The following is a 22,772-nucleotide window of genomic DNA, read 5'->3' as shown; positions in this document are numbered from 1 at the left end:
GTTTTGTTTGGGCCTGTCATATCGCTCGCCATGACCGACTACTCCGTCGAGTTTGTGGGGACGGGCGAGACGATCACCGTCTCCGACACAGAGACGATCCTGCGCCGATGCATCGAAGAGGGGATCGCGCAGGAGTACTCCTGTCGCGTGGGGATGTGTCTCGCGTGCTCAGCGAAGATCGTCGAAGGTGACGTCACGCAGCCGGCCGCACACGGGCTGACCGACCAAGAGAAGGAAGAGTACGCGCTCACCTGCATGGCCCGACCCCAGTCCGACCTGAAACTCGACCGCGGGAAGTACCCGCCGAGCATCGAGGACGACGTCCCCGAAGCGAGCGCCGACGAGGCCGCCGCGGCCGACGACTGAAGCGATCTTTAGTTCTTTGTTCCGTCTGTCGCACCCTCTTGAGTGGTGTTTGTTACGTCGTTGGGCCCGTCTGCGTCGTTTTCTGCTTCATCGGTCCTTTTTTCCCATGCTTCACGGGAATCGTCAGTTCGAAGCTCATATCCTCGACGTTCGTACGATGACCACGACGCCGACCCCGGTTCGGGTGGTGCGCTGTAGCGGTACACCAGGTCTTCGACGGTGACCACGTACTCGCCGTCACCGTCTTCGATGACGCGACGGTTGCTGTCGATGGCGATGTCGACGAGTCCTTCGAGCGACTCCACGGGGACCACGGTTCCGTCGAGCGCATCCGCCGGTAACTGCGCACGCGTGATCCAGTCCTCGAACTCGGCACGGGCGCTCTCGTAATCAAGGTACGCCCGTTCGTGCTCGTCCAACTCTAACATCCCCCGGAACCGGCCAATTCCGAGAACGAGCAGGCCACTGAGGCCGACGACTGCCAGAGCCGGGCCACCGAGACGACGGAGCGGTCCTGGTGTTTTCGTCACCGTGACCGTCCGTTTCTGTTGCGTGGTGTTCGTGACAGTTCCCGGGTCCGCGATACGATAGATCCCTCCGTCCGGTGAAATACCGAGCGTATACTGCTGTTCGCGGGCAATCTGTTTTCCATTGACTGTGCCGTCGGTTTCAATATCGGCGACGACTTTCGTCTCAATGGTACCAGGCGTATCGCCGACCATCTTATCAAACTGTTCAGACCTGTTCGCCACCTCTGTCACGTTCTCGGAGAAGGTGAGGTTGAGAGACTCTCCCGGTGCGAGTGATGCGGTCCCCTGATCTAGTTGTTGAGTGTCCCGCCAATACTCAACAGTCGTATCCTCGGACTCGGAGTCAACGGATGCAATGATGAGTGTGAGTGTGCCGTCGACAGTCACGTTCCCGTCTCTCGATGCGGTGTAGCGGTAGCTGAACGTCCCGTTGAGTGTCGGCGTGAGTCTGCTGAAGTAGACACTTCGATTAGACAGCGTCGCCCCCTGCGGGAACACTGGATTCGACCGATTAACTGTTGCCTGGTGCGTAAATTCTCCAGTGTAAGTGGCTTCCGACCCTGGTTTCTGGTTAATTTCCGTCCCCTGTTCACCGTATGCCGTGTAGGTTATCTCTGCCCCGACGGTCGCGACCATAAACAAGATGATCGCGATGGTCGCGAACTGCGAGTCAAGGACTGCCCGTATTCGTCTCCCCCACCTGCCCATTGTTCATGCTGTATATGAATGTTCATATTGTTAACTTATTTTGTTCCCTCATCGTTCCTGATGCTTAGTCAAGAAGGTCTCTCGTTGGTGAGTCAGTGCGTGCCCGAGATCGAAGACGACCGGTTCCGAGAACGGCGATTCCGCCAAGGTAGAAGCCTCCCCCAAGAATTCCATCGATAACGAGGATCGGAAGCCACGGATGAATCCCGTACAATGTCCGGATGGTTGGCGCTGGAAGGATAGCGAGATAACGGTGCTGGACGAGGAACTCCCGGTAGTAGCCCGTCTCCGGTGGTGTCGAAAGGGTCACTGAAGCATTGACAGTCGTCTGCGGCGAAAGTTTGAGCTCTGTTGGTTCCACGGTGACTCCGTCGGTTGCTGATTCGAAGAATACCATTACTGGAATCAGTCCCGAGTTCGATACTTGGTAACCGACAGTTTCGTTCGTCCCCTGTTTGATGACACTCGGTCCTGGCGAGTCTGATTCGGCACTTACGATGCCGAATTTCTCTTGTCCAGCGGGAATGACCATCGCAGCCGTCGCTGAAATCACGATCAAAGCTGCGAACACTGCAATAAGGAGCTGCACACTTGTTCCCGAATTTCTGGACCGTTGTCTTTCTCGCGGCCGCTCCTCACTTCCACCGAGCCACAGATCTAGTAAGTAAGCGACGACCGATATTCCGAGCAAGATATATGCGAGTCCCTGGGTTCCGAGCAGTGATCTGGTTCCTAAAGCTGCGGCCAGTTCTCTCTGAACTGTTTCCAGTACTGTTTGTGAACTGGTGATGAGTGTTCCAAGATGTGGGATTGAAACCACTCTTCCACCCGACTGCCAGACAACTGCCACAACTTGTGCATTTTTAACGGGTGGCTCTTCGTTGTCTTGATCCGTGAACGGGTTGCCATCACCCTTAGTAATATATCCCTCTTTAGTCTCCCTGACAACTCGATGGGTTGTGAGCCCGCCATCGTGGAGTTCTTCGGCCTGAAAGACGACAACATCACCTTTCTCAATGTCGCCTACAATCGCTGAGGGTATCGCAATGAAGCCATCTCCCGGATTTAGTGTTGGCTCCATGCTTTCGGTCTTCACAAAGCTAAGCAGTACCGGCTGGCCAAGTATCTGGCCGACGAGTAATGCAGCTACGAATACAACTATGCACAGCTTCAGTGTGGCCCCCACCACCTCCCGTACCATGATCACATAATTCAATCAGCGCTCAAAAACCACTTACGGTTGATAAGATAACTCGTCAAGAAATTTTTCGCTCATCTCTATTACAGGCGACGAGATGCTTTCGATGCTAAGGAGTCTTCTCGCTACCTTGCGCAGGCTGACTTCAAAAGAAAAAGCTTAACAAAACGTTACCACCGAGTGAGTCTCAATTGATTAATAGACTAGCTCTCGCTCCCAAGAGGGTTGTCCTCATCTGTGACGGCGAATGTGATTTCTCCACCGGGCAAGTGAGCCTTGTCGCGAGTATCAATCATAACACCCACAAGTGTTGATTTACCCGACTCAAGACCCCCTCCACTTGCGTTGGTACTATCGTATCCCCCGAAGTCATCCCAACTGGGGTAGAAACTGTCTTCGGGATAATTACCACTGTATTCTTCGTACACCTCTTTTGGAACAAATTCCCATCTGTTGGGATTGTTCAGTCCGGTCTTATCGATGGTAATGTCAATGTCGTTCGGACCGTTATTTGTCATTCTGAACACTCCGTTAAAAGTGGTCACAGCATCTGCGTTCACGCCCTCACCACCGTTATCATTGTTAGCGAATTTCAGTTGAAGCTGTTTACCGTTGACTTGGGCGTACGGAGAGGTACCCTCGAGGCCGAGGTACGCTGACTTGTCGCCAGCAACATTAACTTGAACAGATCGGGTTGCTTCAACGCTCCCCCACGCACCTGTCCCTACTGCAGCTGCCGAACCGGCAGCGAGCGATCCTGCGCCAATTAGGAATTTGCGTCGTTCCATAGTCGTACTCTCACGCACCCACCCCCAAGGCGGGCTGCGCTCACCATGCTATCCGACCGGGATGGTGATTGTATTAACACGATTGAACACCGTTCAAAACGTGGCGGAAGCTCTTCTATGGTGGCCTATCTGTGTTCTGGCACAGCTATCGCCTCTGCAAAACCGGCCAGAGGACACCATAACATCCAATTACACTGCTATAGGTGGGGAATAACTCGACTTCCAGGAGAAACTAAGCAGTAGTATCGTATCACCGGCCGAAAAACGACCGCCTCTATATCTGAAATCAATTAGGGACTTGATTATTTTCCTGAATTCGCGCATCTAAGCCGTATGAATCCCCTCAAACCTCTTTTTCAGGTCAAACTATCGAAGGGTATATCAATGCTGTTGGATTACTAACTAGTCGCGAACGATAGTAGGTGGCATCCAAGGGTAGTGATGGGGCTCCGATAACAGCTGGCTATGTAGCCACTGCTGGCCCCATCGTCTCAGAGGGGAGGTTCCGACCGACTCATCGGTCGTGCAGGAGCTAGAAATGGGGGTAACCGTGAGTGACGCAGTACTGGAAAAAACAGGGACAGAGGGTGAACCGACGTTACAAGCCGAGGGCGCTCGTACGGCGGGCGAAGTCGTTTCGACGGACGAGGCGTTCGAGCTGTTGAGTAACAGGCGCCGTCGGTACACGCTCCACCATCTAAAACAGAGTGGTCCGCGCGTGCAGCTAGGCGACCTGTCAGAACACATCGCTGCCTGGGAGAACGGAACGACCGTCGAGGAAATAAGCGCAAACGAACGCAAGCGCGTGTACACGTCGCTCCAGTCACATCACCTGCCGAAGATGGCTGAGCGCGGGATCATAGAATACGACTCTCGCGCGGGCGTCATCGAACTGACCGACCAGGGCGACGAACTGGACGTTTATCTTGAGGTGGTCGCCGGACGTGACATCCCGTGGAGTCAGTACTACCTCGGACTGTCAGCGGTCAATGCGACGATAGTCGCCGCCGTCGCCGTCGGAGTCTGGCCGCTGAGTCTGTTGTCAGATATCGCCTGGGCAGCGTTCATCGTGACGACCGTGTTGGTGTCCGCGATCGCACACGTGTATCGTGATTCGTCGATGCAACTCGGGACGAACGAGAAACCGCCAGAACTCCGAGACACATGATCCGACTCAAACGCCTCAGTTTCGTGCTGATCCTCTCCGCCGCTCTGCTCACAGTGGGGACAGGCGGGTTCAGCGCCACGAGCATCGACCGCAGCACCGATATCTCGGTCGTCGAAGACGAACGCGCGTTTCTCGGACTCGAAGCCCACGGACGGGAACTCCCTTATGGCACCACGAGCGAGGAAACGACCCACTCGGACGTCCGACTTCTCACCATCGAAAACCAGTTCGAGAGCGACATCACCTCCCTTACGGTAACAGACGCGTCCCACGGGACGCCTCACGTTATAGGCTCGATAGAGACTCCAAACCGTCTTGAAGTTGGGTCCTCAACGACGATTTCCGCTGCTGTGGTCTGTAGCGCCAGCGGTGACGGGACCGTCGATCTTTACATCAAAGCGAGCACTGGTTCGACGACAGTCGAAAAGACGAAATCCGTCTCGGTCACCTGTTCGCTGCAACAGACGCCTGCGAACGCGAGCGAAAACTGATATTATCCAACAGACATGCACGTGAAGACGCAAGATAACTGCTTGTAGGTCGACTAGTCGCTGCTGTCCACGTGGTACTACTAACGACAACTAGTTGTATCCATACTCGGCCGGTGGGTGCGTCTGGAACCCTGGTGAAAATTCAAATCGGCATTTATCCGCGGCTTTTCGAGTAATATGCGTGGTAAATGGTGACGGAACCAACCAGGTTTAAGCAGTAGGATTCACGACATTATAGACAGATGTCAGACGCATCCGAGATACCGGAGCAGCCGTGGTTCAAGGAATACGAGCAGTTCGGGGTACCGAAGACGCTCGAGCCGTATCCCGACGAGCCGGTTCATCAGTTCCTCTACGAGACAGCCGAGGAACATCCCGACCAGGGCGTGGTGCAACTTGGGGAAAAGCACCCGTACACCGAGGTCGTCGATCACGTCGACCGACTCGCCACGGCGCTCCGCGAACGTGGGGTAGAGAAGGGGAGCCGTGTGGCAACGGTACTTCCGACATCAGCGCAGTTCATCATCGCCGAGAACGCCATCTCGCGAGCGGGCGGGGTGCACATTCCGAACGACTTCCTCGACGCCGAGGAGGACCTGATCTATCGGCTCGAACAGGGTGACCCCGAGGTGCTCATCGGGCAGGACAAGCACCGCGACCTCATCCTCTCGCTCAAAGACGAACTCGGCCTCACTGACGTCATCCTGACCGAGGTCGAGGACTACGGTCCGAACCCGCCGGCAGAGTACGACGAGGTCGAGGGCGTCGAGTGGCTCACCGAGGTCATCGTGGACACCGAGCCGAACCCGCCGGACGTCGAGTTCGACGTCGAGGAGGACGTCCACACGCTGCTGTTCACCGGTGGGACGACCGGACTCCCGAAGGGCTGCCAGCTCACGCACAGGAACCTCGTCGCCAACACGCTGCAGGGCGTCGCCGTTCAGTCTCGGATGGCGGACATGATGCGCGGCAGCGAGGCAGCGGTCATGTCGCTCCCGATGTACCACGCCTACGGCTACTCCGTGGCGCACTCGCTGGTCGAACTCGGGCTGGACCTCCTGCTCGTGCCCGACGCGCGGGACACCGAGATGATGACCGACCTCATCGAGGAGTACGAGCCGCTGGTGATGCTCGGGGTCCCGACGCAGTTCATGAACATCGTCAACGAGGACTTGGAACAGGACGTCATCGGCCTGTCCGGGTCCGCGCCGCTCGCCGACGAGACCAAAGAGGAGTTCGAAGAGAAGTCCAAGGGCATCTCGCAGGGGTACGGGCTCTCGGAGATGTCGCCGATCACGCACTTCAACGTCCGCGGGCTGCAGGACATGCTGCTCGGGCAGGACACGGCCGAGGAAGGCTTCGACAAGCCGACGATCGGCGTCCCGGCGCCCGACACGGAGATCAAACTCCGCGACGTCGACACGGACGAGGAGATCCCGATCGAGGACGCCATCGAGGAGGAACGCGAAGGCGAACTCCTCATGAAGGGGCCACAGCGCATGAAGAGCTACCTCGATCAGGACAAGGACCCCTTCGACGAGGAGGGCTACGTCTCGACCGGTGACGTCGCCAAGGTCGATCCGATGGGTCGGTTCTACATCGTCGACCGCGTGAAGAACATGATCAACGTGTCCGGCCTCAAGGTCTACTCCGAGGAGGTCGACGAGGTGCTGTTCTCCCATCCGGGCGTCCACCGGCCGGCGACCATCGGCGCGCCCGACCCGGACCGTCCCGGCAGCGAGATCGTCGTCATCTACGTCGAACCCGATCCGGACTACGACGGCGACCTCACCAAGGCGGACATCGAGGCGCACCTGGAAGGAAAGGTTCCGCGTCAGGCTATGCCCGAAGAGGTGCACATCGTCGACGAGATCCCGCTGACGGACATCGGCAAGACGGACAAGCAGCAGCTCAAGGAACGACACGAGGACTGAGCGCGACGCTCGCGCGTCGCGGGTTTCGCCCGTTATATTTCGGCAGTAACATCTTTATTCGTCCACATGCAGCTATCAGGTATGCAGCACATCCGTTTCTCAGATACGTTTGCCGTCCCGTCCGCTCCCCACCCGCAGTGGTGTGACGCTCGCTTCCGAACGGAGGTGGCGTGATGGCGATCACCGAGACGCTCCTCGCGAATAAACTGCAGGTCGTGATCGCTGGCATGGTCGTCATCGGCGGTGCCGGGGCGACGTACGTGGTACTCGACGGTGACCTTCCGTTCCTGGGTGAAGACCAGATGGCCGACAAAGTCCCCGAGGACGTCGACGTGGTGATGTACATGGATCCCGACGTCGCCGAAGACCAGACCACGAAGGAACTCGTCAACAGTCTCATCAACATGTCGAAGGAACAACAGGGTGAGCTGTACACGGGGCCGGACAGTTACGAGGAGATGATGGCGAACACCTCCTCGAACACGTCGCTGGAGATGGACAAGCTCAACAGCGTCATGATGTACGGGAAGTACCCTGACGCGAGCGAGTCCGCGAGTACAGGTCTCCCCGACGACAGCTACGCCGGGTTCGTCATCGACTCGGAGTGGAGCGAAGAGAAATTCATCGACGAGACCGATTCGAACGGCACCGAGTACGCGGAAGACGACTACGAGGGCTACACGATCTACAAGCAAGAGAACGTCTCGGAGGACGAGGACCGGGGCTGGATCGGCGTGCTCGCAGACGGCCAGTACGTCGTCGGATCGGAGGACGCGGTCAAGGACGCCATCGACGTGGACCGCGGTGAGATGGACGCGTTCGACGGCGACCTGCGGACCGCCTACGACGACACGCAGAGCGGTGAGAACACGTACATGAAGTTCGCTGCGACGTTCCCGGACGAGGAGAAACTGAACCAGACTGGAACGGGCGTGACGAGCGACCAACGGTTCGAGTCAGTCAAGAGCATCTCGGTCGTGTCCGGGTCGTACTACACGGCAGAGGACGATATCGGGATGCAGATGCGCATGGAGACCGGCGACGAGAGCGACGCTGACGACGTCGCCGCTCTGGTCAAGGCCGGCGTCGTCGGAGCCGAACAGTTCACACAGTCAAACGAGACAAAAGCCCTCCTCAACGACGTGAACGTCGAACAGGACGGGACGGCAGTGAAGATGACCTTCGAGAGCGACGTCGACACGATCGTCGACGCGTGGAAAGCCGCGATGGAGGAGTGGGGCGGGATGTACGGGAGTAGCTACGGAACCGACTTCGACACCGACACTGACTCCGGCTACGACTACGAAACCGGCTCGGAGTACGACCTCGACTACGGCTCTGACTCCGAGACCGATTCCAGCTACGAGAGCGAATCCGACTACGGATCTGAGTCCGGGTTCGGCGACGACGTCCCGACGGAAACTGCCACGCCTGTCGGGAGCGGGACCTAAGTGACACGGGTTCGGGTCTGCCGCGATGGAGGCGCCCGGTCCTGATTCCGAGCGCAACACCAGGCTGAAGTCCCCTGGCTTCGTCCCCAAGCGTAGTCTCGATGAATATTCTGTCGCTCTTACGGAAGGAGGTGCTCTGGAGCCGGCACCGAATGGTGACGCTCCTCTTTTTGCTCCTCTTGCTGCCGGGCTTTTTCGCTCTCACGACCGTCGTCTTCGAGACGGTCGTCCCCGAGGACGCCCCGATCGCCGTCGTCCCGGAGAACGAGACCGTCTCCGAGGACGGCCTGACGATCATCGAGGGTGGCGCAGCCACGTTCTCCGACCCGCAGCGCTACGAGAACAAGTCCGCGGCGATGACCGCACTCCGACGGGAGTCGGTGTACGCGGTCCTGGAGGTGCCGCCCGGCATTCTGGACGAGAACACGGAGAACGCCACGTTTTTCCTGTACATCGACGGGAGCATGGTGCCGTTCAAGGAGCCGTCGAAGGCCATCCGGAGTATCATGGCGTTCTATCTCGACCGGAACCTGCCGGCCGACATTTCCGTCGAGCGGGAGGTAGTCGGCCAGCAGCACACGCTCTCGGAGTATCTCGTGCCCGTGTTCTTGATGGGGATCGTCATGCTGTTCGCGTTCACGTACCTCCCCTACAACCTGGCCAGGGAAGCCGACGTGCTCGAACGGTTACTGGTCGAAACCTCGATGGACGCGGTGGTCGCGACCAAGATCCTCTACATGACGCTGCTCATGCTGGTCCCGATCTCGGCGTTCTACGGGGCGGCGTGGCATCTGGGCTACACCGTGACGTTCCTGTCGCTGGCGGTCGTCGGCGTCTTCCTGTTGACGTTCGTCTACCTCTCGGCGATCAGCGCGAGCATCATGATCCTGAGCGACTTCAGCACGCTCGGTCGGTTCGTCAACGTCGCGGTCATGTTCGCGTTACTGACCTTCTCCAGCATCGTCTACCCGGTCGGGTTCTTCTCGCCGCTCCGCAAAGAGATCGCTCGCCAGATCCCCCTGCACTACTCGATGATCGTCGCGCGAAGTCTGACGCTGAAGGACCTGCACGTCGGACTGTTCGCGGACTGGCTGCTCGCGCTGCTGGGGTTCACTGCGGTGACTGTGCTGCTGTTGAAACTCTCCATCGAACGCTACAAACGGACGATCTGAACATGGGAGACGAGCTACCACCCCCGAGAACGGAGGTCGTGCAATGGCAGTAGTCGAACTCCGGAACGTGACCAAGCGCTACGACGACGTGACGGCCCTGACGGGGGTGGACCTCACCGTGCAGCAGGGCACCTTCCACTGCCTCGTCGGCCCGAACGGGTCCGGGAAGACCACCCTGTTTCGGACGGTGTTGGGACTGACGACGCCAACGAGCGGCGAGGTGTCGCTCCCGGACGGACGGATCGGCTGCGGGTTCCAGCGGGCGAACTTCTACCGGGGACTGACGGTCGCGGAGAACCTCTCGGTGTTCAGTGCGCTGGTCGGCGCGACCGACGACGCGTGGCGGGCGGAACTGGTGACGACGCTCCGGCTGGATCGCGTCATGGATCGGAGCGCGGCCGAGCTATCCGGGGGGTTCGCGAAGAAACTCGACCTGGCGCTGGCGCTGCTCGACAAGCCGGACGTGCTCTTCCTGGACGAACCGCTCGGCGACCTGGACGACGTGTCGAAGAACCGCTTGCTCGACTTCCTCGGCGAGTACCGCGACGCCGGCAACGCCGTCGTCGTCTCGACGCACCATCTCACCGAGTTCGACCCGCTGGTCGACCACCTCACGGTGCTCTACGACGGCGACGTCGTCGTCGACGCCGACCGCGACGCTCTCTCGCTCGGCGAGCGCGACACGCTCCACGAACTGTACGTCGATCGCATCATGGCACTGGAACGCGGCGAGTCCAGCGCAGACAGCGAGTGACGGCCGCAGTCACGTCTCCTCACTGATGCCTTTCTTCGACGGAATAAATGGCCGTAATTTTTAGGGGGTAACAACTACCCTGTGGCCGTGGTGTTTGTGGACGACCCACAATGACACAGGTGGAGGACACCAGTCGATCGATGCGACTGGACAGGGAGTCGTTCGCACAGGGGTACTTCGAGAACGCGGTGTATCGGCACTGGGGCCCGTACGAGGACGTCCCGGAAGCGGATCTCGAAGCGGACCTGGAGAAGTTCGTCGAGGACGAACCGACCGAAGCGGAGTTCGACGAGTTCAGGACGACCATCGCGCTGTTCGGGGCGGGCGAGGAGGCGGTGACGGAGGACCTGATGCCGCTGGGGCTGGCGCTCGACGACATCGACAAGCAGATGTTCGTCTCCAGCCAGATCTACGAGGAAGCCAAACACACGCAGTTTTTCGATCGGTACTGGCGCAACGTCATCGACCCGGTGGCCGAAGAGCTGGGGTACGAAGTGACGTCGCCGACCGACCAGCGCTACTTCGGCGAAGCCTACGTCAAACTCTTCGACAAGAACGAGGCGGCGATGAACAGACTGCTGGAGGCGGACACGCCCGAGAACCGCGCGAAGGCGTACTGCCACTACCATCTCGTCATCGAGTCGGTGCTGGCTCAGACGGCCTACTTCGGACTTCAGTCGTCGTTCAGCGACTCGGGATCGGACGAGGTGGCGCTCCGGGAGTTCCCGAACTTGAACGGTCTCGTCGGCGGCATCACGAAAATTCGCAGCGACGAGGGCCGCCACGTCGGCTTCGGGATGAACGAGGTTCGGCGGCTGATCCACGACGAGGGCGTCGATCCAGAGATCGTCCAGGACACGCTCCAGAGCCTGATGCCCCACGTCGCCGGCATCGTCCAGAGCGCAGCGAACGTCGCGACCGACCCCGTGCCGCTCGTCGAGTACTCGCGAGACAAACTCACCCGGCGCGTCGAAATCCTGACCGAGTCGGACGCGGCGGTCCCGCCGGTCGACGAACTCGTCAAGATCGAGGGCGCCGACGACGCCGGGGCCGCCAGCGACGACTAATTCCCTCGGGCGCCCGGGTAGTCGTCGGCCCAGGGATTCGCTTCCTCGAACGCGGCCGCGATGGCGAGGAGGTCGTCCTCGGCGTACCGCGAACCGACGAGCTGGAGGCCGATGGGCAGTCCGTCGTCGGTCAGTCCAGCGGGCACTGACATCACCGGGTGACCGGTCATGTTGAACGGCCAGGTGAGTCCCCAGTCCATCGGGAGCCCGCCGGCGGACTCGCCCTCGATCTCGGTTGGGTAGGGTTCGTCGTGCGTCAGGGGCGGCGTCGCGAGTGCCGGCATCACCAGCGCGTCGTGGTCGGCCAGCACTGCCTCGACGGCGTCGTAGAGTTCCGTCCGAATCGTGTTCGTGTCCAGGTACTCGTCGGTGTCGTAGCCCTGCCCCATCGTGACCGTGCTGACGAACGAGGGAGAGAGGTCGTCGGCGGCCGCGCCAGTCACGTCGATCCCGTGTTCTCTTTTGAGGATGCGGGCGCCGCGGGCGAACTGCGGAGCGGCGGTCGTTCCGTACGCATAGGTCAGGTCGCCCTTGTCCGGCCCTCCGAACGTGATGTCTGCGACCGAGACGCCGGCGTCGGCAACCGCATCGACGGCGTCGCGGCAGACCGCCCGGACTGACTCGGCCACGGGAAAGGTGTCGAGGTCGGGCGTGAACGCCAGGCTGTACTCGTCGGCTGGCCGGTCGGTCGCGGCCTGGTAGTCCACGTCGGGGGCCGGGACGCTGAAGGGGTCGACGTCGTCCTTGCCGACCATCACCGAGAGCATGAGCGCCACGTCGTCGACCGTCCGGGCCATCGGGCCGAGCACGCCGAACGGGGTGTGGGAACTGAATGCGTCCGGACGGTCGTCGTGCGGAACCAGCCCGTAGGTCGGTTTCACCGAGACCACGTGACAGCAGGCCGCCGGATTGCGGAGCGACCCGCCCATGTCCGATCCCGTCGCCAGTGCACAGAGTCCGTCTGCGAGGGCGGCCGCGCTCCCGCCCGAGGACCCGCCAGCGTTGCGTTCTCCCTCGGGATCGAACGGCGTCGGCGTCGGGCCGAGGAGTTCGTTGTCCGTGCGCATCGTATGGCCCAGTTCAGGGGTGTTCGTCGTTCCGAGGACGATCGCCCCCGCGGCTTCCAGCCGCTCGACGACGAGCGCGGTTTCGGTCGCGACGTTGTCGGCCAGTGGTTTCAGTCCCTTCGTGTTCGGGACGCCCGCTTTTGGCTGGTGAAGGTCTTTGATCGCGATCGGGACGCCGTGGAGCGGTCCGAGGTCGGCCCCTTCTTCGATCGCCTGTTCGGCTTCACGCGCCCGTTCGCGCGCTTCGTCCTCTAACACGGTAACGTAGGCGTTCAATTCCTCGTTTCGGTCGGCGATACGGTCGAGGTACGCGTCGACGAGATCGACGGGCGAGCGCTCCCCCCTTCGGACGGCCCCGGCGAGGGCCGTCGCGGACTGGAACTGGATGTCCGTCATGCTGCTAGCCCGGGCGTGGGTCATTGTAATCGTTACCCAACAACAGACTCGTTTGCGCCAGTTCCGAACGCGAGGTTGCCGATCTGTTTCTCGCTGGTGTCCGGTCGTTGTAATAAACGTCCTTCGATAGGAGGGGTTGGTTCAAACGTCGTTCTCCTGGAAGAAACTGACACGACGGGGAACGATAATGTACGATACGGGGATCTTCGCGAAAAGCACTGGTGCATCGCTCGGTGTCGTTGCTGTCGTAGGAACGCTCTTTCTGAGCACGGGCGTGGCGTTTGCAGTCCCGATCTCGGGCATCGGCGGGTTCCGAATCCAGGCAGACAGGATCGCCGGCGACGACTTCATCCTCTACCCGGGAAGCGGCGACGCCGAGAACCACTCGAACTATCCACAGGGTGTCGCGGAACTCCGCGAGGTCGAGATCGAAGAGTTGCGACTCGGCAAGCGATTCAACCTCGATCAGTACGGCATGCGGGGGAACGCGCGCCTGGTGATAACCGCCGGGTCGGACGGCGCCAACGTGACGACTGGCCAGTTGCTCCTCAAGACGCCGGCGCTGAGCGCGGAGACCGTCGTGTTCAACGGTATGACCGTGTCCGAGCGGAACGTGCCGGACAGCAGGCACGGATTCAGCCGGATAATCACGCTCCGAACGCACGACGAACCGACTCGCAACGGGACGAACGCCGACCTTCCTGGTGGCACGCGACAGATCGAACTGACTGGCGGGTCGAATCCCGGTCTCCAGATGCGATACGCGGACATCCGCGCGACCTACCTGGCGACCAATCGGATTACGCTCCCGAACCTCGGACTCGAAGTCCAGTACGACCCCGACGAGGACCGCATCTACGAGTACGGGTGACGTGCGGACAACTTCGAGTTTCTCGTGGTCTCTTCACACTGACCATCGGTCTGAGACGGAAGGAGAGAACGGGTGTTTAGTCGTCCGCTGACGCCTCGCTATCGCGGCGGTGGGCGCGCGCTCGGCCGCGGAGTCGATCGGACATCCCCGGTGCGTCGGCGTCGTCGATCCCGCCCTGTGCTTCGATTTCGTCGAGCGACATCGGGAACGTTCGGAGGCCGTAGTGGATGTCGATGCCGGCCTTCGCACCCTGGCCCATGGCGACCGGAATCTGGTTGTGGCCGGGGACGACGTCACCGACTGCCCAGACGCCGTCGACGCTCGTCGCGCCGTGGTCGTCGACTGCGATCGTTCCGTCGTCGTTCAAGTCGACGCCGAGTTGCTCGGCGAGGTCGGTGTTGTACTCGGAACCGTACATCGCGAAGCCACCGCGATACTCCTCGAAGGTCCCGTCCTCGAAGACGAACCCTTCGAGCCAGCCGTCGTCGCCGTTCTCGACGGCCTCGATGTCGGCGTCGAACACCTCGACGGGATGGGCTTCGACCTGCCGTGCGGTCTCCTCGCTCCAGGTCGGCTCGTGCCCGCGCGTGAGGATGTCGACCTCGTCGGTGAAGTTGAGCATGATCATCGCGACCTTCGCGGCGGCCTCGCCGTGACCCATCACGTAGACGGGCTCGTCGACGAACATGTAGGCGTCGCAGTGGAGACAGTAGTGGAGGCCGCGGCCCGTGCGCGGGAGCGGCGGCTCGGGGCGCTTGTCGCTGAATCCCGTCGCGAGGACGACCCGGTCGGCGACGGCGGTGACGTTCCCGGCTTCGAGCCGGAACCGACCGTTTTCGGTCCGTTCGGCGCTGGTCACGAAGTCCTGGTGGTAGTCCGCGCCGTAGCCCTCGATCTGGTCGATCGCTGCCTGGAGCAACTCGTTGCCCGAGACGTCCTCGGTCGTGCCGATGACGTTGTGCGTCTCCTGCATCATCGCCGCGCGTCCGCCACCGCGGTTGATGACTGCCGTGTCGTGTCCCAGCCGCGTCGTGTAGAGTGCCGCAGTCAACCCGGCGGGGCCTCCACCAACGACGACGACCTCGTACTCCTTGGTATCGGTCATACGTATCCTAGAACGGTGGCCGTACTAAACTTCTCCCGTAACCTGCACGTTACCGCTTTCGCTACCCCTGGTCGACTCCCCTCGAGGCCACCGAAAACAGGGCCTCTCTGTGTGGCTGGAGTTAACACGATACACAGTTTACAGGCTTCACAGGAAGGACAGGCCATATATGGTAGGGGTGCGTATATCCCAGTGAACAGCCCGGTGTCAGCCGACCGCCACTCATTCCAAATCATGACCAGCCGCGTATACAGACTTCATTCGACACTTGAATTGCCGCTGGAAGACGTCTACGAGTATTTCGAGGATCCTGAACTCCCCGTGGAGATGCAGGACATCGACATCACTCGTCGCAACAACACGCTCATCATCAGTGCTGTCGCAGCCGACGAGAGCATGAGCAAGTACACGCCGACGGCACAGCTCAAAGCCAGCATCACAGAAAATCGGGTTTACGAAGAGGAACCCGAAGACGGTCCGGGCGGTCCGGGTGGTCGGAGTGGTGGTGGCACAGGCCCGCAGTGGGGCACGCTCGAAGAGGAAGAAGAGGAAATCGAGTCAGAGCTCGTCGAGTACGCTTGCTTCAAGGGCGATCGCGAGACCGTCCTCCAGAACACAGCACTTCAGTACCCGATGTTCGAGGTCCTCTGTGGTATCGCAACGATCGCAGAGAAAGGGACGCTCACGGCCGTTTCCGCCGTCGATGGCGAACTCCGAGCCACTCGCATCGTCGACGGCGAGAGACGACCCGCCTCCATCAACGTCGTCGAGGAACCGAAAGACGACGAACAGGGCGGCGGCGTCAACTGGCGCGACAACAAGTTCATCAGCTAACTGCAACGGACTGATCTCGTCCATCTTCTGTGCATCAAGAGCCCCAGCGGTGGCGCTCGCTCAGGAAGGCCGATGCCGGAAGGAGACCACTGTTCCCATCCTGTCCTGCCCGTCGACGGATTCGGTGGTGACGTTCAGCGCGAGCATGTCCTCGTCGTCGACGACGGCCGTCGCGATCGAGCGCAGGGCCGACGCCTCGGCGTCCTCGTCGAGCACGACCACCCGGATCGTCTCGCGATTCGCACTGATCTCGGCGACGTCGTACCCTTCGTCTTCGTAGGCCGTTCGCAGCTCGTCGTGCAACTGGCTCATACCCAGAGTGACTATGGCTAGTGCCTAAAACCCACAGGCCGACGTGGGGTCCGGGACTGCCGAGACACTCGTGTCGTGCGATAACACGGCACTCGACTGGCAGGCCGAAAAACACTTACCGCACCTAATTATATCTCATTACACCATGTCAGAGTTCCCGGAGTACCTGGACGTGGATTACGAGGACGGCGACGGCGAAGACCCGGCCGACTATCCGACCATCCAGGACAAAGTCGAGAAGGCGATCGAAGTCACCCGCCAGGGACTCGAACAGTACGAGAACCCGGCTGTCATGTGGACCGGTGGGAAGGACTCGACGCTCACGCTGTACTTCATCAAAGAGGTCGCCGAGAAGTTCGACCTCGACGTCCCGCCCGTCGTGTTCATCGACCACTTCCAGCACTTCGACGACCTCCACGACTTCGTCGAGAAGTGGGCCGACGAGTGGGACCTCGACCTCATCTACGCGCGCAACGAGGACGTCGGCGAGTACGTCGACGAGCACGACCTGACGCCCGGCGACGACATCGAGATCAGCGACCTCTCCGAACACAACCAGCACCACATCCGCGACCTGCTCGAGTACGAGGAGGACACGTTCCCGTTCCTGCTGGACACCTACGTCGGCAACCACCTGCTCAAGACGGTTGCGCTGAACGACGCCCTCGAAGAGTACGACGTCGACGGCGTGATTTCGGGCGTCCGCTGGGACGAGCAGGAAGCCCGCGCCGACGAGACGTTCTTCTCGCCGCGCCACGACCCGGACATCTACCCCCCGCACGACCGCATCCAACCGATCCTGCAGTTCGCCGAACCGGACGTCTGGGACGCCTTCTGGCACTTCGTCGTCCCCGACACCGTCCCCGAGTTCCCGGACGACGGCTACGTCCCGCAGGCCGACGACGACCTGCCGAACGACCTGACCAAAGACGACATCCCGGTCAGCCCCAAGTACTTCGCCGGCTTCCGCTCGCTCGGCAGTGAAGTGAGCACCGACAAGTCCGCCGAAGAGCCTGCCTGGCTGCAGGACATGGAGAACACGACCGAGCGCGCGGGCCGCGCCCAGGACAAAGAGGACCTGATGGAGCGCCTGCGCGACCTCGGTTACATGTAGTACCTTTTTACTTCAGGGGGTTTCCTCGCTCGGCCTTAGGCGCTCGCTGCGGGAACCCCCTTCGTAAAAATCTACGCTAAAAACTGCTGCCGGTTCGTGCCTCCGGCACTCACCGGCAGTGAACCGGCGCGCTTCGCGCGCCGGATGCTTGCTGACGACAGCACCTATCGGCCGTGAGCTACAGCACCATTCGCCTGTCCGCTGTCGAACCAGAAATACGCAGCCGTGGCTGCGACGAGGCCGACGATGACACCGGCGACCAGAGCGATGACTGTCCCGGTGCCGAAGCCGCCCGCTGCACCAAAGAGGACGACGAGGAAGGCGACGCCGAAGGTCCCCAGCGAGAGGGCGACTCGACGGCGTCCGGGTCCGGCCGCGGGACCGAGCCCGAGGGTGACGACGGCTGCCGTCGTCACGCCGGCGACGAGCCCAACCGGAATCCCGACGAACAGCGAGAACTCGACGTACGGGGCGGCGAGTTCGGTCGCGAGGACGCCGACGACGAGGAACGCGGCGATGCCGCTCGCCACGACGAGCGCAACGTTACGGAGGCGCATACAACGGATAGACAACGCGCAACAATGACGTTTTGCCTGCGGTTCTACGTTTCCAGTATCTCCACGAGGTTCTCGTCCGGGTCGCGGACGAACAGGATGCGCGTCCCGCTCTCCGTCGTTTGCGGCTCGCTGATCGTCTCGACTTCGTCGGGCAGGGTCTCGTAGAACGCGTCGAGGTCGTCCACCGCGAGTCCGACGTGTTTCGCGCCGGGTTGGTTGACGTCGCCGCCCGTCGCGTCTTCACCTTCGGGCTCGTACTCGACGAGTTCGATGCGGGCACCGTCGCCGTCGAGGTGGGCGAAGTCCGCGCTGGCGTTCGCGACGCCGACGCCCGTCGCGAACTCCTCGCCACCGACGCTGAAGCGGGCGAGTACGTCGAGTCCGAGCACGTCACGGTAGAACGACACGGCGCGGTCGAGGTCGCTGACGGTGATGCCGACGTGGTGTGCGCTGAGGTCCTGCATATCTGTCCCTCCCGGGGAAAGCCGGAAAACCACTTCGTCTCCACTCGCCGCGGCGATACCTACTTCTCCCGGACGGTCCCACCGCTGAGACCCTCCCACTCGACGCGGTACCCGAGCTGAGCGAGCACCGCGCTGGCGTCGTCGATACCGTATTCGTCGAGCGTCGCCTCGACTGTTCCGAGATCCATTCCCGCCTCGATACTGTCGTCCAGTGCGTCCAGCACGGCCGGCTGAATCAGGGTTCTGCCGACCACCTCGTGCTCGGGAAAGTTCTTGCCTTCGAGGGCACTTTCACTGACGCCGAGGCGGTCGGCCAGCGTCTCGATGGCGATCGCGTCCGCGTCGGGCGTCACGTCGGCCGGCAAATCGGCAGCAGCGTGTGCAGCCAGTTCCTCTTCGTACTGTCGGAGCGCGTCACGGACGTCTTTGAGACGGACGCGTCCCGAGTACGGAATCGCACGGTGATCGCGGGCTTCGATGTCCTCCCCGACTCCGAGGGTCTCGTCGACGGCGACCAACATCTCGACGTCCTCCAGGTCGGCCAGCCGCGCGAGTTTCTTCTCGACGTACTCGGGCGTCCAGAAGCCCATGATCTCGAAGTAGATGCGAAAGTCGGCGTGTCGGTAGTCGAACGCGAAGTCCGGGATGACGACGTGCGCGCCGGCTTCCAGCGGTTCGGGCTCTCGCACGAGATCCCAGTCGAGGTCGAGCGACTGGAACCGCGCAGCGAAGTCGGCCTCGACGTCGCTGTCGTAGGTCACCTCGGTCACCGGTTCGACGCCCGGCACCGACACGTCCGCGTCGGTAAGCGTCATCTCCCGTTCGGTTCCGCGGTCGTCGATGGTCGCCGTCAGTCGCCAGTCGGCAGTCTTGGCGACGGTCCGGAGCAATCTGGCGAATCGGGTCCCGTACCGGCGGGTTCGACGAAACAGTGCGTCGGGTCCTGTCACCACGACCTCGCGGTCGCCGTCCGTCCGTCGGATCTCGTACAGCAACCGGAGTCGCTTGACCGCCGAGACGACTCCCTTTGGATCGGACGAGCGTACCCGAACTTCGGTCGCGTCAAAGAGGGCGGTCTGGGCCAGCGAGAGGTTGTACTGGGCGAGCAGTTCGTCGGGGCTCCAGCGCACGTCGAGACTCGTGAGGACCTGCCGCTGTTCGCGATCGGCGTAGAGGGCCGCTGCCACGTCACTCGCCGCGGTGCCGAGCCGGTCGGCCGCCCGTGAGAGTGCCTGCTCGCGGTCCGTCTCGGACGCGACACCGACCGACTCGGCGGCTGTGAACGCTGCTTCGCGAGCACGTCGCGGGTCGACGGGGGCCCGCGTCTCGAACGTCGCCTCGCGGTCGAGCAGTTTTGCGAATCCGCGGACGAGTTTGAAGTCGTCGGCGTCTCGTTCGAGGTCCGTGAGCGCGTCGTCGAGGTCGCTTCGCGGGTGGTCGACGTGGCCCTGGTACGTACCGATGACGCGGGCGGCGAGCGGGCGGTCGCTGTCGCCGGCGAACTGCGGCTGAAAGCCACCCCCCGCGCGGGACACTCTGAGCAGGTCCTTCGTCAGCACGGGCGCTACTCGGGTCTCGACGGGCAAAAGCGGACGGAAGGCACACGCGAGAGAGAAGATTCATACCGTCGCCGCGACACCCCTGGCGTATGCAGCGTCGACAGGTCGTCCGCTCGCTCGGCCTTCTGGCAGCGGGGGTAGCGGGCTGTTCGGAGGCGCCCGCACCGGCGCCGTCACCGCCGACTGGGACGCCGGCTGAGCCCGACGACGACGGCGGTGGTGGCGGGCTGACGACGCGCCGTCCCCTCCAGGTCCGCAACGATTACGCGATCAGTGAGAGCGCCGACGGTAACGTCCGCATCGACCTCACCGTCACGAACCCGGCGTCCGTCGACCGCATTGCGACCATCCGGGTCACGGCCAGCCTGGACGGCGACGAGATCGAACAGGAACAGCCCCTCGACCTCGGGAGCGGCGAGAGCACTGATCTCTCCTTCGTGTTCTCGTTCGACTACGACGCGTGGCGAGACAGCGCCACGTCGCTCGATTTTGCCTTCGACTACTGACTTCCCTCACCGACGCCGCTCGGCCACTCTGCTCCCGGCCGACCACGTACTGTGAGCGTCTTCACCGACGCCGCTCGGCCACTCGCTCCTCCGCCGTCTCACGACTCACAACCTCGTACAGGAGCGCCCGCTTCCCGTCCGCCTTCGGCCGAAGAATCCGTCCGAGCCGCTGGGTGAACTCCCGCTCGCTGCCGCTCCCCGAGAGCACCACCGCCACGTTCGCGTCCGGTACGTCGACCCCCTCGTCGAGCACGTTCGCCGTCACGACTCGCGAGTACTCACCGGCCCGGAACCGCTCGATGATCTCTCGCCGCTCAGCGGTCGGCGTCTCGTGCGTGATCGCCGGCAGCAGGAACCGCTCCGAAAGTCGATACACCAGGTCCGTCGACGCAGTGAACACGATGATCCGATCCTCGCGGTGCCGGGCGAGGATCGACTCGAGTTCCTCGACTTTCCGGTCGGCGCTCAGCATCACGTCCCGCGCCCGCTGCTTGGCGAGCAGCGCCTCTCTCGCCCGCGGATCGGTGCCCGACCGCTTGACGAGTTCCTGGTAGTCGCTGCCGCTCCGGAGCTGGATGTTCGACTGCGCCAGGTAGTCGGTGAACACCTCCTGATTGCGCTCGTACTCCGCGCGCTCCTCGGTGGTGAGCGACACCTCGATCCGCTTGATGTCGTAGTCCGCCAGGTGCTCGCCGGCCAACTCGTCGACGCCCACGCGGTGGACCAGTGGCCCGACGAGGTCTGCGACGGCTTCGTGGGCGTCGTCCGGGCGCTCGAAGGTGGCGGTCAACCCCATCCGCGCGGGTGCGGCGAGCAGCCGTGCGATCTCCCGATAGCCCTCGCCACCGAGGTGGTGGACCTCGTCGAAGAGCACGAACCCGAACGTATCACCCACCTCGTCGGCTCGCAGGTACGCCGAATCGTACGTCGAGACCGTGACGTCCTCGCGGCGCTGCTCGCCGCCGCCGAACTGCCCGATCGGGACGTCGAACTCCGCTTCGAGTTCTCGTCGCCACTGCTCCAGGAGGTCGATCGTGGGGACGACGACCAGCGTCGGCGTGGCCAGAGACTCGATGGCTTTGATCCCGATGACTGTCTTCCCGCTGCCGGTCGGAAGTTCGAGCACTCCCCGCTCGTCGTTGTCCCGCCAGGTCGACAGCGCGGTCTGCTGGTACCCCCGGAGTTCGTACGTCGAGGCGAGGTCGAGCGGTGGGAGATCGAGGACGCGGTCCTCGTAGGGGACGCCGCGTTCGTCGAGAGCGTCGCGGATGTCGCGATAGCGGAACCCGGGCGCACGGGCAGTTTTCGATCGCGGGTCGCGTTCGACGCCCGGTAGTCCGGTCGGCACGTCGCCGGCGAGACGGATGGTCCCTTCCTCGTAGGCGAGCCTCAGCACGCCCGTTCGTTCGGGAGTCGGTCAGATGAGTGTGTCGAGGTCCGCCGCGTACCTGCCAGTGGGAAGAGCCGCTTTCTGAACCCTTTTACCCGTCCCGGGCCTTCCCGGGAACATGAGCGAGCCGGACGCCTCCGAGACGGCGGACGATCAGACGGAGCCCGACGACGACGGTACAGCGAACGACGAGCAGTCAGCTGCCGAGGCGTCTTCCGGAGATGCGGACGCGCTCGACGACATTCTCGACGACGCGGACGTTCCCGAGGACGCATCACTCGACGAGATCGCTGACGCGGACGCCGCTGCCGACGCGGACCTGATCGAACGCATCCAGGACACCGACGCCGAGCAGTTGGCGACTGAGATCACCGCACTCCGGACGAAAGTCGCCTCGCTGGAGCAACAACTCGACACGACCGAGCAGGAAAAGGACGACCTCGAATCCCGGCTCAAGCGCACGCAAGCGGACTTCCAGAACTACAAGAAGCGGATGAAGAAACGCCGGGAAGAGGAGAAACAGCGCGCCACCGAAGACCTCGTCGAGCGGTTGGTCGAAGTTCGCGACAACCTCGTGCGCGCGTTGGACCAGGACGAGAACGCCGACATCCGCGACGGGATCGAAACGACGCTCCGGCAGTTCGACGAGGAACTCGAACGCGAGAACGTCGCCGAGATCAAGCCCGAACCCGGCGAGGAGGTCGACCCCCAGCGCCACGAGGTGCTCCTCCGCGTCGAGAGCGACCACCCGGAGGGAACGATCGACGAGGTTCACCGCCCCGGCTACGAGATGGCCGAAAAGGTAATCCGGACCGCACAGGTCACAGTTAGCGACGGGCCTGGATCGGACGGTTAGTCGGCCTGGAAACCGACGCCTAGCGGTCCGAAGAACGATTGATTTGCGGTACCTAATATAAGTCCCGGTCAGATCGCTGGACGGCGGTCGAAAACGCCGGACACGGCCGAACTG

General features: G+C 62.0%; 23 protein-coding genes. 13 read left to right on the top strand and 10 right to left on the bottom strand.

All coding sequences use genetic code 11. The annotated features are described in order from the left end of the window. Positions 1-30 precede the first annotated feature (30 nt). Positions 31-366, top strand: a complete 336-nt coding sequence (locus MU553_RS02860; RefSeq protein ID WP_247375237.1) for a 2Fe-2S iron-sulfur cluster-binding protein — start codon at positions 31-33, stop codon at positions 364-366. Positions 367-374: 8 nt separating this feature from the next. Here the strand turns inward: MU553_RS02860 and MU553_RS02855 are convergent, their stop codons facing one another. The 3 genes from MU553_RS02855 to MU553_RS02845 form a co-directional block, all read right to left on the bottom strand. After that, positions 375-1,532, bottom strand: coding sequence for a DUF5305 domain-containing protein (locus MU553_RS02855; protein ID WP_247375235.1), 1,158 nt, complete (start codon positions 1,530-1,532; stop codon positions 375-377). A 136-nt stretch (positions 1,533-1,668) separates the two neighbouring features. Then, positions 1,669-2,805: a signal peptidase I gene (locus MU553_RS02850; protein ID WP_247375232.1), complete on the bottom strand. Its 1,137-nt coding sequence runs from the start codon at positions 2,803-2,805 to the stop codon at positions 1,669-1,671. A gap of 200 nt (positions 2,806-3,005) precedes the next feature. Next, positions 3,006-3,590 carry a hypothetical protein gene (locus MU553_RS02845; protein WP_247375228.1) on the bottom strand — a complete coding sequence of 195 codons (585 nt, stop codon included), beginning with the start codon at positions 3,588-3,590 and terminating at the stop codon, positions 3,006-3,008. A 538-nt stretch (positions 3,591-4,128) separates the two neighbouring features. Between MU553_RS02845 and MU553_RS02840 the strand changes: the two genes are divergently transcribed. The 7 genes from MU553_RS02840 (at position 4,129) to MU553_RS02810 (ending at position 11,627) form a co-directional block, all read left to right on the top strand. Continuing rightward, entirely contained in the window at positions 4,129-4,758 is a 630-nt protein-coding gene (locus MU553_RS02840; protein WP_428222010.1) for a DUF7344 domain-containing protein, read from the top strand. Further along, entirely contained in the window at positions 4,755-5,249 is a 495-nt protein-coding gene (locus MU553_RS02835) for a hypothetical protein (RefSeq protein WP_247375223.1), read from the top strand. The genes MU553_RS02840 and MU553_RS02835 overlap by 4 nt, the downstream gene beginning before the upstream one ends. 242 nt (positions 5,250-5,491) lie before the next feature. After that, positions 5,492-7,183, top strand: coding sequence for an AMP-binding protein (locus MU553_RS02830; RefSeq protein ID WP_247375219.1), 1,692 nt, complete (start codon positions 5,492-5,494; stop codon positions 7,181-7,183). Between the two features lie 173 nt (positions 7,184-7,356). Next, positions 7,357-8,634 carry an MSCRAMM family adhesin SdrC gene (locus MU553_RS02825; RefSeq protein ID WP_247375216.1) on the top strand — a complete coding sequence of 426 codons (1,278 nt, stop codon included), beginning with the start codon at positions 7,357-7,359 and terminating at the stop codon, positions 8,632-8,634. A gap of 152 nt (positions 8,635-8,786) precedes the next feature. Next, the gene (locus tag MU553_RS02820) at positions 8,787-9,806 is read left to right on the top strand and encodes an ABC transporter permease (RefSeq protein WP_247375212.1); all 1,020 of its coding nucleotides are present in this window, start codon (positions 8,787-8,789) and stop codon (positions 9,804-9,806) included. Positions 9,807-9,849: 43 nt separating this feature from the next. Further along, entirely contained in the window at positions 9,850-10,560 is a 711-nt protein-coding gene (locus tag MU553_RS02815; RefSeq protein ID WP_247375209.1) for an ATP-binding cassette domain-containing protein, read from the top strand. Positions 10,561-10,670: 110 nt separating this feature from the next. Further along, a complete protein-coding gene (locus MU553_RS02810) occupies positions 10,671-11,627 on the top strand; it encodes a ferritin family protein (protein ID WP_247375206.1) in 957 nt (318 codons plus the stop codon). Here the strand turns inward: MU553_RS02810 and MU553_RS02805 are convergent. Next, positions 11,624-13,090, bottom strand: coding sequence for an amidase (locus MU553_RS02805; RefSeq protein ID WP_247375204.1), 1,467 nt, complete (start codon positions 13,088-13,090; stop codon positions 11,624-11,626). The genes MU553_RS02810 and MU553_RS02805 overlap by 4 nt on opposite strands. 187 nt (positions 13,091-13,277) lie before the next feature. Between MU553_RS02805 and MU553_RS02800 the strand changes: the two genes are divergently transcribed. Next, complete coding sequence (locus MU553_RS02800) at positions 13,278-13,961, top strand: hypothetical protein (RefSeq protein ID WP_247375201.1); 684 nt, start codon at positions 13,278-13,280, stop codon at positions 13,959-13,961. A gap of 76 nt (positions 13,962-14,037) precedes the next feature. Here MU553_RS02800 and MU553_RS02795 read toward each other — a convergent pair whose 3' ends face one another. After that, positions 14,038-15,066 carry an NAD(P)/FAD-dependent oxidoreductase gene (locus MU553_RS02795; protein WP_247375199.1) on the bottom strand — a complete coding sequence of 343 codons (1,029 nt, stop codon included), beginning with the start codon at positions 15,064-15,066 and terminating at the stop codon, positions 14,038-14,040. Between the two features lie 234 nt (positions 15,067-15,300). Here MU553_RS02795 and MU553_RS02790 point away from each other — a divergent pair, with 234 nt between their 5' ends. Further along, complete coding sequence (locus MU553_RS02790; protein WP_247375195.1) at positions 15,301-15,900, top strand: DUF7110 family protein; 600 nt, start codon at positions 15,301-15,303, stop codon at positions 15,898-15,900. A gap of 60 nt (positions 15,901-15,960) precedes the next feature. Here MU553_RS02790 and MU553_RS02785 read toward each other — a convergent pair whose 3' ends face one another. After that, positions 15,961-16,212 (bottom strand): hypothetical protein, encoded by a 252-nt coding sequence (locus tag MU553_RS02785; protein WP_247375193.1) that lies wholly within the window; start codon positions 16,210-16,212, stop codon positions 15,961-15,963. Between the two features lie 145 nt (positions 16,213-16,357). Between MU553_RS02785 and MU553_RS02780 the strand changes: the two genes are divergently transcribed. Continuing rightward, entirely contained in the window at positions 16,358-17,326 is a 969-nt protein-coding gene (locus MU553_RS02780; RefSeq protein ID WP_247375190.1) for a phosphoadenosine phosphosulfate reductase family protein, read from the top strand. A gap of 164 nt (positions 17,327-17,490) precedes the next feature. On the opposite strand, the gene MU553_RS02775 is transcribed toward MU553_RS02780, so the two are convergent. From MU553_RS02775 to MU553_RS02765, 3 genes are read right to left on the bottom strand one after another with little or no spacing between them, the layout of a single operon-like run. Next, positions 17,491-17,883 (bottom strand): DUF8147 domain-containing protein, encoded by a 393-nt coding sequence (locus MU553_RS02775; RefSeq protein ID WP_247375187.1) that lies wholly within the window; start codon positions 17,881-17,883, stop codon positions 17,491-17,493. A 44-nt stretch (positions 17,884-17,927) separates the two neighbouring features. Next, positions 17,928-18,347 (bottom strand): VOC family protein, encoded by a 420-nt coding sequence (locus MU553_RS02770; RefSeq protein WP_247375185.1) that lies wholly within the window; start codon positions 18,345-18,347, stop codon positions 17,928-17,930. Positions 18,348-18,406: 59 nt separating this feature from the next. After that, positions 18,407-19,906 carry a DUF790 family protein gene (locus MU553_RS02765; RefSeq protein ID WP_247375182.1) on the bottom strand — a complete coding sequence of 500 codons (1,500 nt, stop codon included), beginning with the start codon at positions 19,904-19,906 and terminating at the stop codon, positions 18,407-18,409. 89 nt (positions 19,907-19,995) lie between these two features. Here MU553_RS02765 and MU553_RS02760 point away from each other — a divergent pair, with 89 nt between their 5' ends. Beyond that, positions 19,996-20,412, top strand: a complete 417-nt coding sequence (locus tag MU553_RS02760) for a hypothetical protein (protein ID WP_247375180.1) — start codon at positions 19,996-19,998, stop codon at positions 20,410-20,412. 61 nt (positions 20,413-20,473) lie between these two features. Here MU553_RS02760 and MU553_RS02755 read toward each other — a convergent pair whose 3' ends face one another. Continuing rightward, on the bottom strand, positions 20,474-21,808 hold the full coding sequence (locus tag MU553_RS02755) for a DEAD/DEAH box helicase family protein (RefSeq protein ID WP_247375177.1): 1,335 nt from the start codon (positions 21,806-21,808) through the stop codon (positions 20,474-20,476). A gap of 112 nt (positions 21,809-21,920) precedes the next feature. On the opposite strand from MU553_RS02755, the gene MU553_RS02750 reads away from it, so the two are divergent. Beyond that, positions 21,921-22,658 carry a nucleotide exchange factor GrpE gene (locus tag MU553_RS02750; RefSeq protein ID WP_247375173.1) on the top strand — a complete coding sequence of 246 codons (738 nt, stop codon included), beginning with the start codon at positions 21,921-21,923 and terminating at the stop codon, positions 22,656-22,658. Positions 22,659-22,772: the final 114 nt, after the last annotated feature.

The sequence above is a fragment of the Halorientalis brevis genome, assembly GCF_023077655.1.
Note: the sequence above shows the minus strand (reverse complement) of the source record. Positions and strands in the feature narration are given on the sequence as shown.